This is a genomic window from Mesorhizobium sp. M0408 (assembly GCF_040321495.1).
Taxonomy (GTDB): domain Bacteria; phylum Pseudomonadota; class Alphaproteobacteria; order Rhizobiales; family Rhizobiaceae; genus Mesorhizobium.
Window position 1 is genome coordinate 42,046 of the sequence record NZ_JAMYRO010000017.1, and the last position, 13,242, is coordinate 55,287.

Annotated in this window: 12 protein-coding genes and 2 pseudogenes; 11 read left to right on the forward strand and 3 right to left on the reverse strand. The window is 62.0% G+C overall.

Features of this window, described 5'->3' with window-relative positions:
• Positions 1-106 precede the first annotated feature (106 nt).
• Positions 107-1,165: a glycerophosphodiester phosphodiesterase family protein gene (locus NKI67_RS20385; protein WP_023674642.1), complete on the reverse strand. Its 1,059-nt coding sequence runs from the start codon at positions 1,163-1,165 to the stop codon at positions 107-109.
• 288 nt (positions 1,166-1,453) lie between these two features.
• Between NKI67_RS20385 and speB the strand changes: the two genes are divergently transcribed.
• The 3 genes and pseudogenes from speB to NKI67_RS20400 form a co-directional block, all read left to right on the forward strand.
• Positions 1,454-2,461: an agmatinase gene (gene speB, locus NKI67_RS20390; protein ID WP_352449331.1), complete on the forward strand. Its 1,008-nt coding sequence runs from the start codon at positions 1,454-1,456 to the stop codon at positions 2,459-2,461.
• Between the two features lie 29 nt (positions 2,462-2,490).
• The gene (gene argC / locus NKI67_RS20395) at positions 2,491-3,417 is read left to right on the forward strand and encodes an N-acetyl-gamma-glutamyl-phosphate reductase (protein WP_352646536.1); all 927 of its coding nucleotides are present in this window, start codon (positions 2,491-2,493) and stop codon (positions 3,415-3,417) included.
• 223 nt (positions 3,418-3,640) lie between these two features.
• Positions 3,641-3,805, forward strand: a pseudogene (locus NKI67_RS20400) (transposase); the annotation flags it as partial.
• Between the two features lie 104 nt (positions 3,806-3,909).
• On the opposite strand, the gene NKI67_RS20405 reads toward NKI67_RS20400, so the two are convergent.
• Positions 3,910-4,935, reverse strand: a complete 1,026-nt coding sequence (locus tag NKI67_RS20405; RefSeq protein WP_023674638.1) for a LacI family DNA-binding transcriptional regulator — start codon at positions 4,933-4,935, stop codon at positions 3,910-3,912.
• Positions 4,936-5,137: 202 nt separating this feature from the next.
• Here NKI67_RS20405 and NKI67_RS20410 point away from each other — a divergent pair, with 202 nt between their 5' ends.
• The 8 genes and pseudogenes from NKI67_RS20410 to NKI67_RS20445 form a co-directional block, all read left to right on the forward strand.
• Positions 5,138-6,169, forward strand: coding sequence for a sugar ABC transporter substrate-binding protein (locus tag NKI67_RS20410; protein WP_023674637.1), 1,032 nt, complete (start codon positions 5,138-5,140; stop codon positions 6,167-6,169).
• 96 nt (positions 6,170-6,265) lie between these two features.
• A complete protein-coding gene (locus tag NKI67_RS20415) occupies positions 6,266-7,222 on the forward strand; it encodes an ABC transporter permease (RefSeq protein ID WP_352646539.1) in 957 nt (318 codons plus the stop codon).
• A 17-nt stretch (positions 7,223-7,239) separates the two neighbouring features.
• The gene (locus tag NKI67_RS20420; RefSeq protein ID WP_352646542.1) at positions 7,240-8,016 is read left to right on the forward strand and encodes an ATP-binding cassette domain-containing protein; all 777 of its coding nucleotides are present in this window, start codon (positions 7,240-7,242) and stop codon (positions 8,014-8,016) included.
• A complete protein-coding gene (locus tag NKI67_RS20425; RefSeq protein WP_352646544.1) occupies positions 8,016-8,990 on the forward strand; it encodes an ABC transporter permease in 975 nt (324 codons plus the stop codon). Before NKI67_RS20420 ends, NKI67_RS20425 begins: the two co-directional genes overlap by 1 nt.
• Positions 8,991-9,000: 10 nt before the next feature.
• Entirely contained in the window at positions 9,001-10,023 is a 1,023-nt protein-coding gene (locus NKI67_RS20430) for a Gfo/Idh/MocA family oxidoreductase (RefSeq protein ID WP_023674634.1), read from the forward strand.
• Between the two features lie 83 nt (positions 10,024-10,106).
• Positions 10,107-10,361, forward strand: coding sequence for a MurR/RpiR family transcriptional regulator (locus tag NKI67_RS20435; protein ID WP_023674633.1), 255 nt, complete (start codon positions 10,107-10,109; stop codon positions 10,359-10,361).
• A complete protein-coding gene (locus NKI67_RS20440; protein ID WP_023674632.1) occupies positions 10,358-11,317 on the forward strand; it encodes a sugar phosphate isomerase/epimerase family protein in 960 nt (319 codons plus the stop codon). The genes NKI67_RS20435 and NKI67_RS20440 overlap by 4 nt, the downstream gene beginning before the upstream one ends.
• A 4-nt stretch (positions 11,318-11,321) precedes the next feature.
• A pseudogene (locus NKI67_RS20445) lies at positions 11,322-12,042 on the forward strand (aminoglycoside phosphotransferase family protein); the annotation flags it as partial.
• On the opposite strand, the gene NKI67_RS20450 reads toward NKI67_RS20445, so the two are convergent.
• Positions 12,032-13,126 (reverse strand): COX15/CtaA family protein, encoded by a 1,095-nt coding sequence (locus tag NKI67_RS20450; RefSeq protein WP_023674630.1) that lies wholly within the window; start codon positions 13,124-13,126, stop codon positions 12,032-12,034. The pseudogene NKI67_RS20445 and the gene NKI67_RS20450 sit on opposite strands and share 11 nt — an antisense overlap.
• Positions 13,127-13,242 lie beyond the last annotated feature (116 nt).

Below are 13,242 nucleotides of genomic sequence, written 5' to 3' on the forward strand. Positions count from 1 at the left end.
CCTTCGAAAGTTTGGCGCTGCCGGCCTGGGGTCGGCGGGACAGCGCCCTTCTGCCCTGCCGGGCATCGTCCCCACAAGAGGGAGATGCAGTTCTCGCCGCGCCGGTCTAGTTGATGCTGGCCGTGTTGGCCGGCTCGGCCGGGCGCTTCTCACCGGCATAGGGCACGCGAAAACCGTTCGCCGCCAGCCAACCGATGGCGGCCTTCGGTTCGTCGGTCTGGATGATGGTGGCGCCGCGCTCGACCCAGAAGCCATAAGTCTCGCGCGGCAGGCTGGCCGCAACCGCCAGCTCGTCGCCGCGACCGCCGGCGAGGAAGCCGCCCGGCTTGTTGACGATGGCATAGGTGTCGGCCCAGATGTGCCAGTCGCCCCTCACCGCCAGCGCGCGCATGCGCGGGCTGAACAGCGGGCCGCCGGTCTCGGTCAGTGTCTCGGCGCCGGCCCGCCAATTGATCAGTTCGATCGCGCGCACCGGGAACGCCCGGCTGACTTTTTCGGCAAACATGGCGTCGTGAACCGCGTCATCGGCGATAATCGGCATGAACTGGAAGCCGCCCTCGATCGCGTCCATGGCGGCCGCAACCGTGGCGATCCTCTCCGCATCCCACAGGTTCTCCTTGACGATCACCTGTTCGGCCATGCCGAGGTCGCGCGCGACCGCGACCATGCCGGCCAGGCTTTCGGTATCGAGCTTGTTGTCGAGATTGATGAGGATCCTGTCCCTGGTCGTCATCAACATCTCGCGCAACGTCGAGACCGTCTCGCCCGTAACGGCGCCGGTGCCTTCGATCACCAACCGGCACGTCTTGAGTTCGGCCATCGTGCGGTTGACCACCTCACCCTTGCAATTCGTCGTGCGGTCGAGCCAACTGTCATGCATGACGACGAACTGTCCGTCCTTCGAGCGCCTGATATCGACCTCGACGATTTCGGCGCCCATTGCGATCGACGCCTCGACGGCGGCGATCGAATTTTCGGGATAGAGCGTCTTGCCGGATTGCATGCCGCCGGCGCGGTGCGCGGCCACTATCACATGGTCGCGCCATTGGTTGGCGTGCTCGAAGCGGTCGAGAATCTGCCTGGCGCGCGTTTCGCCTGCCGATGCCTGGCCAAGGGAGAGCGCCAGCGCCGCGGAAAGCAGAAGGCTCAGCCAAATCGTTCGCATGAGAATCGCTCCGTATCGGGATCGCACCCCGGTTAAGCGATGCCCGTGACAGGCAGGTGAACGAAGCCGGCTTGCAAAATGCTGGAAAATTCAGGTCAGCGCCGGCCGAAGCAGCCGTTGGCGGCTACTTTCGGTTGCTTGCCAGGCAATCTCCTGGCGAGCCATGCCGGGTTCGCCTGGCGAGCAAGGATTTGTGACCGGATCGAATGGCCATGATCCTCCGCAGGGGTCGCAATTCTGAGAATTATGTCCAATAAGGTTGCGCGTCGACGCACAGGAGATCGCTTCATGCCGCCAAGGACCATCGATCACGCCTTCACCACCCGCTCCAGGACGGGTGCGTCGTTCGAGCCGACCTATGCCGGCGCCCTGTCGTTCATGCGGCGCAAATATTCGAAGGACGTGAAGGACGCCGATGCGGTGGTGTGGGGCATTCCCTTCGACGCTGCGGTCACCAATCGGCCGGGCGCCCGTTTCGGACCGCAGGCAATCCGCCGCGCCTCGGCCATCCTCGACAACGATCCGCAATATCCGTTTTCGCGCGACCTGTTCGAACAGCTTGCCGTGGTCGATTATGGCGACTGCCTGCTCGACAGCGGCAATCACCAGAAGACGCCTGCCACGATCGAACGCGAAGCGGCGAAGATCCTGAAATCCGGCGCCTTCCTGCTGTCGCTCGGCGGCGATCACTTCGTCACCTGGCCGCTGCTCAAGGCGCATGCCGCCATCCATGGCCCGCTGGCTCTGGTGCAGTTCGACGCACACCAGGACACCTGGCCCGACGACGGCAAGCGCATCGATCACGGCTCCTTCGTCGGCCGTGCAGTCAAGGAGGGCATCATCGACCCCGACCGGTCGATCCAGATCGGCATCCGCACCCATGCGCCCGACACGTTCGGCATCAAGATCCTGTATGGCCATGAAGTGGAGGAAATGCGTGCGTCGGACATCGCCTATGCCATCGTCGACCGTACGGGCGGCAAGAAGACCTACGTCACTTTCGACATCGATTGCCTGGACCCGGCTTTTGCGCCCGGCACCGGAACGCCGGTCGCGGGAGGCCCGTCTTCGGCAAAGATCCTGTCGGTGCTGCGCCAGATCAACCAGCTCGATATCGTCGGCGCCGACGTCGTCGAGGTTGCGCCAGCCTATGATCACGCCGATATAACGGCAATTGCCGGGTCGATGGTGGCCATGCACTATCTCGGGCTGTTGGCGGAACGAAAGGCCCGACTCGAAGAAATGAACCAGGGCAATCACGGCGTTGCCGGATTGAATCAGGCAAGCGGCATATAGCTTTGAGATAACAGGAATTTTGGCAAGCAATGAAACCGAAAATCTTCATCGACGGCGAGCACGGCACTACCGGTCTGCAGATAAGGGCGCTGCTTGCCGAGCGTGGCGACTTGGAAATCATCTCCATCCCGACCGAGCGCCGCAAGGAAACGGCAGCGCGCGCCGAGTTCCTCAATGCCGCCGATGTCGCGATCCTCTGCCTACCGGACGGGGCCGCCAAGGAAAGCGTTTCGCTGATCGCCAATGACACCACCAAGGTGATCGACGCCTCGACGGCACATCGCGTCGCCGATGGGTGGGAATATGGTTTCGCCGAAATGGACAAGGACCAAGCGAAGAAGATCGCTTCGGCGAAGCGCGTCGCCAATCCGGGCTGCTGGCCGCAAGGACCAATCGCGACGCTGCGGCCGCTGGTTGCGGCGGGGCTGCTGCCGGCCGATTTTCCGGTCACCGTCAACGGCATTTCCGGCTATTCCGGCGGCGGCCGGCCAATGATCGAGGATTATGTCGCCAAAGGCGAGGATGCGCCGGAATTCCTGCCCTACGGACTGACGCTGCAGCACAAGCACGTGCCGGAGCTCAGGACCTATGCCAGGCTTTCGCACGATCCGATCATGCAGCCGGCAGTCGGCAATTTCGCGCAAGGCATGATCACGGTGGTGCCGCTGCAACTTGGCGGCCTCGACCATGTGCCGACCGGCGCCGAGCTCCACGCGGCGATCGCCGATCATTTCGCTTCCCTCGATGGCGGCGTGGTCGAGGTGGCGCCGTATCTGCATCAGGAACGCATGCCCGACATCGATCCGGAGATCTACAACGGCACCAACCGGATGAAGCTCTACGTCTTCGCCAATGACGATCGAGCTCAGGCGCTGCTGCTTGCCGTCTACGACAATCTCGGCAAGGGCGCCTCGGGCGCCGCTGTGCAGAACATGGATCTGATGCTCGGCCTTTGAATGGATGCGCCGAGATTTCCAAAGCGCTGGAAGGTCGGCGCGCCGGAGCTCATTGCCGAAACGTTCGGTAGCCGCATCTGGAAAGGTGCTCGTGGAAAGGTGCTCGCGAGGACGGCTCACCGGCAATCGTCAAGGATCTAGGCTGTAGTGACAATTTAACGGCTTGGGTTTGGAAGGTGAGGTTCTACGCGACGATCAGTGGGAGCGGATCGAGCCATTTGTGTACCAACATAACTACGACAGGATCGCTTACAAAAACCGCTGGGGCATCGAGGCTTTCTTCGCCAAGCCCAAGCAGTGGCGGCGCATCGCAGCGCGCTACGACAAAATCGCCGCCAACTTCCTCGGCTTCGTCAAGCTCGCTGCCATCATGCTCCGGCTCAAATGATTAAATTTTCACTACAGCCTAGAGTTGCTCTTGGCCAGCCAGCCTTCGCAGCGACAGGCTTCGACCTTCGTGCTGTATTGACGGTGATTCAGAGGATTAGACCCTCAAAGCCCGCAATTATATCGCGTATGGACCAGTATCTGAGAGTGCGCGGGTTCGGCTGTGAGGCCGTTGAGATTGTCCTTGATCCAGCGAGCGGCTGCGCCCAGTTCGCTAACGAAATCGTGCGAAATCACATAATCCATGATGCCTGCCTCGAGCAGGTTACGGGAATGGTTCGTCAGTTCGTGGCCAACGAATACCGTCTCGTGCGCTTTGCCGGCCATCTCCAGAGCCTTTGCCACACCCCGGTTCGCTCCGGCCACATTGTAGATCGCGGCAGGGTGACCATTTGCCTCGAAATAGCGCGTCAGCTGGCCGCACGTGGTTTCGGGTCGGTCATCCGAGATCACGCGCTCTTCAATCTTCAGATAGGGAAAATCCGACCGTAGCACCCTGCGAAAGCCCATCTCACGCTCCTGCTGGCAGCGAAACGGTACGCTCATGACGATCAGGATATTGTTGCGCTCCCTCGGCAGGGCATTGCCGATCAGCAGCGCGGCGACGCTGCCAGCGGCGTACTGATCATTGCCGACATAAACCGAGCGGCGCGAACTCGGCAGATCCGTCGTCAGGCATATTACGGGAATCCCGATGGTTCGCAGCTTGCGGATCGCGCGGTTGATGGCCGGATGCTCGCGGGCGATGATCACCACGCCGTCCATTCCCTCGCCGCGCTGCTCGATCTGCCGCGCGAATGAGGCGGGCTCAACCTCACTGGTGCTCACATAAACGCCGTCGATCTCGATGCCCGCGAGCGTGCGATTGGCCTCAGCTGCGGCCGAAGCCATCGCGGCGTTGAACGTCTCACCGGAATCGCAGATCAGCAGGATGCGGAGCGGAACGTCGCGCTCCTTGCTTTCGCTGCTAAGCTTTTCCACCGCCGCCAGCACGCGCGCTCTTGTCTTGTCCCGGACGCCGCCTCGGCTGTTCAGGACCCTGTCCACAGTCGCTGGGCCCACTCCGGCAAGTGCGGCGATATTTTGGATCGTAGGACCTTTCCAAAGCCTGCCCTGGGTGCCGTCGGTCACTGGAATCTCCTATACTTGATGCAAAACGCATCATTCAGGAAAATTGAGATGCTCGCAACCACAATGTTTGAATGGCTTACGTAGACTTTGTGCCGCGCAGCAAATTTTGATGCTATTCGCATCACGAATGACCAATCACGCAGCTTGAATGATGTTGTTTCAATCGGGAATACTTGCATCGTTAAACGGAGGGAGGAGCCCCATGAATATCAAGAAATTGGCGATGCTAACGGCCGTGTTGGCCGCCAGTGTGGTTGCAGGCACAGCGGGTGCGCAAGACAATGACAAGCAGTACCGCTTCGTCATGGTCTCGCACATTGGATCGAACGATCCCAACATGAACTGGCTGACATTGTCGCTGAAGGAGTTCGAGAAGAAATATCCAAACGTGAAGACGGAATACATCTCAACCAACAACTATTCAGTCCAGGAGCATGTCCGCCTTCTCGAGCAAGCGATTGCAACGCATCCTGATGGCATCGCGGTACCAATCGTCAGCTCGGACGCGTTCGAAGGCCCCCTGCGCAAGGCGATCGACGAAGGCATTCCAGTCGTTGCCTTCAACATCCCGGATAGTCGGCCAGCTGGTGAGCGCATCCCCTACCTGACCTACGTCGGCGGTGATGAGTATTTGACGGGCAAGAAGCTCGGCGAATACGCGATCGAACAGGCCAAGGAAGGCAAAATTCCGCAACCCAAGCATGTCGTCTGCGCCAGCCACGATTCAGCCCACCAGGGTCTCAAAGCCCGCTGCAAGGGCATGAAAGATGCAATGGCGGCCGTTGGCGCCAAGTTCGACGAGTTGTTCATCGGTGCCGAGCCGGCCGGCGCACGCAACGCGCTGCAGTCGTTCCTGCAGGCCAATCCCGACACGAACTATATCTTCACTGTAGCCGGCTGGTCCGCACCCTGGGCTTGGAGCGTCGCCAACGAGATGAAGCTCGATCCCGATGTCGACGATAAGGGTATGACCATCCTGACGGTCGACGAGGGCCCAGTCTCGATTGAAGGCGTCCGAGCCGGCCACCTTCTGGCGACCAACAGCCAGGGCTTCTGGCTCCAGGGTTACGAGCCGATGGAATGGCTCTACTGGAACAAGAAATTCGGCTACGCGCCGCAGAGCGACATCCTGACCGGGCCGGTCATCATCAACAAGGACAACGCCGATCAATGGGCCAAGCAGGTCCGGGCCGTGTTCGGTGACAAGGCCTACGACGAACAGAACACCTGGTAAGGGTTCCTCCCGAGAGGGGCGGCTTATTTCCTCGGGGAGTGGCCGCCCCTTCTTTATCCGCTTACAGCAGGTCCCGGAACAGCGGAACAAAACTGAATGAAACACCTTGTTCGCAGCCAGGGTTTTGGCGCGGTCATCGGCGTCGCGGTCATGCTTGCCGTCTTTACGCTTGTCGACTTTTCCGGCTGGTGGACGGTTCCGACCGTGTCGAACGTGACCCAGTTCGCATCAATCCTCGCCTTCGTCACGATGGGCGAGGCACTGGTCATCATGACCAAGGAAATCGACCTTTCGGTGGGTTCGGTCTACGGGCTGGCGGGCGTTTCCTTCATCACCCTGGAGCCACCACTTGGCGTCCCCGGTTCGCTGCTCGTGGCGCTTCTCATTGCGGCGCTTGCCGGCTTGGGCCAGGGCATTGCCGTGGTCAAGGGGCAGTTGCCGTCAATGATCGTAACCCTGGGCGGCCTCTTCATCGCGCGCGGCATCATCTATGTCTGGACGGGCGGATCGGTGCACAATTTCTCTCCCGACGTGCGCGCCCATCCGCTGACACGAGTTCTGGGCGGTGAGTTGTTCGGCGTCGAAGCCGCGATCTTCTGGATTGTGGCGATTGCGGCGCTTCTCGGCCTAATGTTGTGGGCAACGCCGTTCGGAAACCGACTGCTTGCGACCGGGGGCGGGCGGGAAAGCGCCGAATCGCGAGGTGTTAGGACCGAAAGGGTCAAGATCGTCACTTTCGTACTCTGCTCGCTGCTGGCTGGCTTTGCCGGCATCCTGACCTTGTGCAACCAACCGCAGACCCACGTGACGCTTGGCGAGAACATGGAGCTCGAGGCAATCTCCGCTGCGGTCATCGGCGGCTGTCTGCTCACCGGTGGGCGCGGTTCGATCCTGGGCGCCATCCTGGGCGCACTCATCGTGGTGAGCTTCCGCTACGAGCTGATTGCGCTCGGAGCGCCATCGTCCTGGTACATCACCTTCGTCGGCGTCGTGCTCATCGCGGCGGTCATCTTCAATCAGAGTCTGGCCCGGCGCCTCGGGCACAGCGTTTGACACGGGAGCGCGCCCGAATGACGAACGATCATCCTCTCATCCAGGTCAAGAACCTCGACCTTTATTTCGGCGCCTTCCATGCGCTCAGGAACGTCTCCGTCGACTTCCACGCAGGTGAGCTGGTGGGCCTCGTCGGGGACAACGGCGCCGGCAAGACGACGCTGATCCGTGTCCTATGCGGCATTCATGCGCCAACTTCCGGGGAGGTCTTCTTCGATGGCAGGAGGGCTGAGAAGTTCCATCCCAAGCTCGCCATAGATCAAGGCATCGAGACCATCCAACAGTCGGTGGGACTTTGCGACAATCTGTCGATCGCCCGCAATTTCTATCTCGGGCGGGAGCCGGTGAAGTGCATCCTCGGCATTCCCTTTCTGGATTTCGCGCTGATGCGCGAGAAGTCGGCCCGCGTCATCCGGCAGTTCGGACTTCGCGACAACGTATCTACTGACGATGAGGTGGAACGCCTGTCGGGCGGTGAGCGCCAGTCGGTCAAGATCGGCCGGGCGGTCGAATTCAAGAACCGCGTCGTCATCATGGACGAACCGACCAATCACCTGTCGGTACGCGAACGCGAACACGTCAACGAGCTTGCCGTGCAGCTCAAGGAACAGGGCCTGCTAGTGATCTACATCACCCACGACATCTTCCAGGTCCACAAGCTCGCGGACCGCATCGTCATCATGGAGAACGGCTCGAAGGTCGCCGACGCGTCCACTGATGCGATGACGGCCGAGGAGCTGGAGGAAGTTATCCGTCAGGGCGGCCGTGTGGTCGAGAAGCGGGAGACGGCCTGATGGCTTTGTCGGCCGCCAAACCCCTGATACGGCGTCACGCCGAGGTCGGCATCTTTCTTATCGGCGCGGTCTTGGTCATCCTGTTCGCGTCGACATCGGATGGTCGATGGGCCAACCTCTACAACATCGGGACGATCGTCCAGGTGACGGCCACACTTGGCCTGATGAGCCTGGGGGTGGCACTGGTCATCGGAACGGGCGAGATCGACATTTCCGTCGGCTCGACGTTTGGCATGGGCGCGCTGGCCTATCTGTGGCTCGCAGCACATGTCGATCCGCTGGCCGCAGCCGCCGCCGCGATCATCGTGGGTGCGGCCATAGGCCTACTGAATGGGCTGCTCGTGACCCGGACCGGCACGCCGTCCCTCATCGTCACGCTTGGGACGCTGATGATCTTTCGAGGCATTGCAATCGCGCTGACCGAGGGGTTCTCATTCTCCATTCCCTATGCCGCGCGCAAGGGATGCAGCTATTTCCTGCTCGGCGGTGACGATTTCCTCGACTTCAACACCGCGCTCTACTGGCTGATCGCCGTAGTCGCCGTCCTACTGGTGATGTTGAAGGCGACGCCTTTCGGCAACCGGCTGCTCGCCGTCGGCGGATCGACAGAAAGCGCTCACTCCCGTGGCGTCCGCGTCGGTCGCATCAAGCTGTCCGCGTTCGTCCTGTGCGGAATGCTGGCGGCGTTCGCCGGCACGCTGGAGGCCGGCAAGCTCGGTTTCGCGGACGGGTCGATGGGTCGTCTCATGGAATTGCAGGCGATCGCCTCCTGCGTGCTTGGCGGGTGCGTGCTGGCCGGCGGCCGCATATCGCTTCTTGGAGCGCTGATGGGAGCATTCGTGCTGTCGTCCATCCAATCGTATCTCGTCGTGATGGGCGTGCAGCCGCAATGGTTCGTGCTGATCCTCGGGGTGATCGTGGTACTCGCGGCCTATGGCGACAAGTCTCTTCGCCAATGGGCCCTCAGAAGATGAAAGCAGCAGCATGACCGTTAGAATTGCGATCGTTGGGGCCGGCATCATGGGGGCCGACCATGCCCGGATCGTGGCGGAGGAGTTGCCCGGCGCAACCCTGCAGGTCGTATGCGACGCCTCACCCGAGCGGGCGAGGACAGTGGCGCAGGAACACGGCGCGGGAGACGTCACCACGGATCCGGTCGCGACCATCAGGCGCGGCGACGTCGATGCCGTGGTCATCGCCAGCCCCGACGACACCCACGCGCCCTTGTCGCTGGCCGCCATCGAGGCCGGCAAGCCTGTGCTTTGCGAAAAGCCACTGTCGCAGGACGCGAACGAATGCCTTCATGTGATCGAGGCCGAGGTCGCGCGCGGCCGACGCTTCGTCCAACTCGGCTTCATGCGCCGCTTCGATCCCTCCTACCGCGATCTGAAGGCGATACTGGACGATGGCTCACTTGGTCGCGCGATCATGATGCACAACTTCCACCGCAACGTGGAGGCGCCGGCGAACTTCACCGGTCAGATGGCCGTCACCAATTCGGCCCCGCACGAGTTCGACGTTGCCCGCTTTGTGCTCAGCACCGACTACAAGGCGATCTCCGTCTTCCAGCCTTCGGTCGTCCACACGACCAAGACCGGCGCGCCGGTCTTCATGGTGCTCGAGACGGACAAGGGCCAGCTCGTCAACATCGAGATCAACAACAATGCCGCCTATGGTTACGACGTTCGTGGCGAGCTCGTCGGCGAGAAGGGATCGGTCCTTCTGAATGCGCCCGTCTACACGCGCCGCAACGACCAATTGATGGCCTACGAGCGCTATGCTCCCGACTGGCGGCCACGCTTCGCGGAAGCCTACAGGCTTCAGGACAAGGCGTTCCTGGAATTCGTCCGTTCGGGCGTGTTTCCGACAGTCGCGGCCGACGCATGGGATGGCTACTGCGCCGCGCGGGTGGCGGAAGCGGGGGTCGAGGCGCTCGCGACCGGCGCGCGCGTGGGCATCGCGATGGACGCCAAACCGGATCTGTATCGACGATCGAAGCTGCCATGAAGGCAGCTGTTGCTCCGGCAGTGTCGCGGTCATGCTCGGCAAGGGTTGCAGACGCTTCAGCTAACCGACAGCCGCCAGAGGACATGGCGGCGATGAAGCAATGGATAGCCCGCAATTCTTCCAGCTTTTCCAGGGTGACGATCCGCATAGCCCGGTTCGCGCTGGAAAATCCGACCGAGGTGGCAATCGATAACGGCGCCGAGCTGGCCACTGTCGTCGGCGTCTCCCGCACCTCGATTAGCCGCTTTGCGTTGGCCTTGGGCTTCGAAAGCCATGCGCAGCTTCGCCGCTTCTTTCAAAGAGAAGCCATATCGCGTCAAAAAAAGGATCTATCATGAAGCTGGGTTTTGTTTCCGACAGTCTTGGAGGCATGTCGTTCGAAGCGGTTCTCGACAACGCGGCGCGCCTCGGCGTCTCGGGTGTCGAGGTGAACACCGGCGGCTGGTCGACCGCGCCGCACTTCGACCTGGCGTCGATGAAGGCGAAGCCGGAAGCGCGACGGGCTTTCCTGAAGGCGTTCGGCGACAGGGGACTTGAGATCATCGCCCTCAACGCCAATGGCAATCCCCTGCATCCCACCCAGCCGGAACAGGCCGGGTGCCTGAAGGACACGATCCGCATTGCCGGAGAAATGGGCATCAAGACCGTCTGCACCATGTCGGGCTTGCCGCCCGGACGCGAAGGCGACCTCATGCCGAACTGGGTGGTCTCCTCCTGGCCGCCCGAAACGCAGGTGATCTTGCGCTATCAGTGGGGCGAGAAGCTGCTGCCGTTCTGGGCTGAGGTCGCGGATCTGGCGAAGAAGAGCGGCGTCGAACGCATCGCACTGGAACTACATGGCAGCCAGTGTGTCTACAACGTTCCTTCGCTCCTCAAGCTTCGTGCGGCCATCGGTCCGGTGATCGGCGCCAACCTCGATCCCTCGCATCTGTTCTGGATGGGGGCGGATCCACTGATTGCAGCCGAAGCGCTGGGCGAGGCGATCTTCCACGTCCACGCCAAGGACACCATGCTTAATGCGTCGGTTCAAGCGACCACTTCGCTGCTTGAAAACGGCTCGCTGATGGACATTCCCGGCCGCAGTTGGTCGTACATCACGCTCGGCTTCGGCCATGGCGAGGAGTGGTGGCACCAGTTCTGCTACCGACTGAAGATGGCCGGCTACGACGGTTGGCTCTCTGTCGAGCACGAGGATGTGCTGCTCAACAGCCTGGAAGGGCTCGAGAAATCGATCGCTCTGCTGAGAGGCGTGATGCCTGTAGCCGCAAGCGATTTCAGCCCGCAGGCGATCTAGCTAGAGTCTAAAGCCTTTCGACGATGTGGAAAACGAGTTGCGCGGCGAGCATTTCCTCGCCTGGCGACGCGGCGAAGGTGCGGTGCGGCTGCTGGGCCGCGATGGCCACCGCATGCTGCTCGAACATGCTGGCGACAGGATGCTGTCACACCATCTTGACGAACACGGCGACAATGCCGCCACCGCAATCGCGGCGGAGGTGATGGCCAAGCTGTTCTCGCCTTCGACGCACCCTGCCCCGCCGGACCCTCAGCCGCTGCGGACACGGTTTTTCAGCCTGTTCAAAAAGGCGAAGGCCGATCGCGCCGCCGGCGAAAGGAGCCTGTATGTCGAAGCTGCCGAAATCGCGGAACGGCTGCTGTCCAATCCGCACGACGTGCGGCCGCTGCACGGCGACCTGCATCAAGACAACATTCATGCACGGTCCGCGTGGCTGGCTGGCGATCGACCCGAAGGGCGTTCTCGGCGACCCCGGCTTCGACGCCGCCAACATGTTCTACAACCCACTTGACCGGGACGATCTTTGCCTCGATCCGCGGCGGATCGCGCATATGGCGCATGTCTTTGCCGCAACGCTCGGCCAGTCGCCGCCCGCGATACTGGATCACGCCATCGCCTATGGCTGCCTGTCGGCTGCATGGCATCATGAGGATCGCAATGCGGTCGACGAAAACCGCGAGCTGGCGATTGCCGCGGCAATCCGGCGGGTGCGGCTCAGCCTCTGAGAGCAATCTCATGAGGCAGCGGATAAGCGCCCTTGGTGCCGCGCCAATGCGCGGCGGCGAAGCCGAGCAGAAACAGCGCGAATGCCTGATGCGTCAGGGCCATGTGCAGAGGCACCTGCATCAATAGCGTGCCGATGCCGATCGACGCCTGCACCACGACAATCAGGAACAGCAGCGTCGCGCGTCGGGCATGCGTCGTGCCCGGCAGGCGCCGGCGTGTCGCAATCATGTGCCAGAGCGCGACCGCGAAGATCGTGTAGGCGCCGACCCGGTGGACGAATTGCACCGTCTTCGGGTTTTCGAAGAAATTGCGCCATGCCGGCTCGAGCAGCAGCAGGTCGCCGGGGACCAGCTTGCCGTCCATCAGCGGCCAGGTGTTGTAGCTCAAGCCGGCGTCTAGCCCTGCGACCAGCCCGCCGAGATAGATCTGGACCAGCGCCAGCAGCACCAGGAAGCCGGCCAGACGTTGCGTCGAGCGGTCGGCGGCAGGTTCCGAGTGCGGCGCCAGCCCACGCGCGACCACCATGGTCGCCGTGAAGATCAGCGCCGCCAGCGTCAGATGCGTCGCCAGCCGATATTGGCTGACCGAAACCCGGTCAACCAACCCGGACGCCACCATCCACCAGCCTATCGCGCCCTGCAGAGCGCCGAGAAGGAGGATGCCCGACAACTTCGTGCCGAGGCCCCGCTCGATGCGGCGCGTCGCCCAGAAGAACAGCAGCGGCAGGGCGAAGACCACGCCGACACTACGCGCCAGGATGCGGTGCACCCATTCCCACCAGAAGATCGATTTGAACGCCTCGATGCTCATGCCGTTGTTGAGTTCGGCATATTGCGGGGTCTGCTGGTAGCGCAGGAACTCCTCCTGCCACTCGGCATCATTGAGCGGCGGGATGACGCCGTGTATCGGCTGCCATTCGGTGATCGACAGGCCGGAATTGGTGAGCCTTGTAGCGCCGCCGACCAGTACCAGCGCAAACAGCACCAGGAGCACGACATAGAGCCAACCGCGTACCAGCGCGCGGTTGCGAAGGTCGCGATCGCGGGCGGCGAAAGGCGCGGCATCGGATATGGCAGCAGCCATGGATTTGTCCCGGCAGTTGAAGTCGCGGATTGGTGAACCATCGCAACCCGGCTTGCAAGACCGGACAGCGCGGCACGCCGTCGCGCCGTTTCTGGCGGGTTGCGCGTATTGGCTGT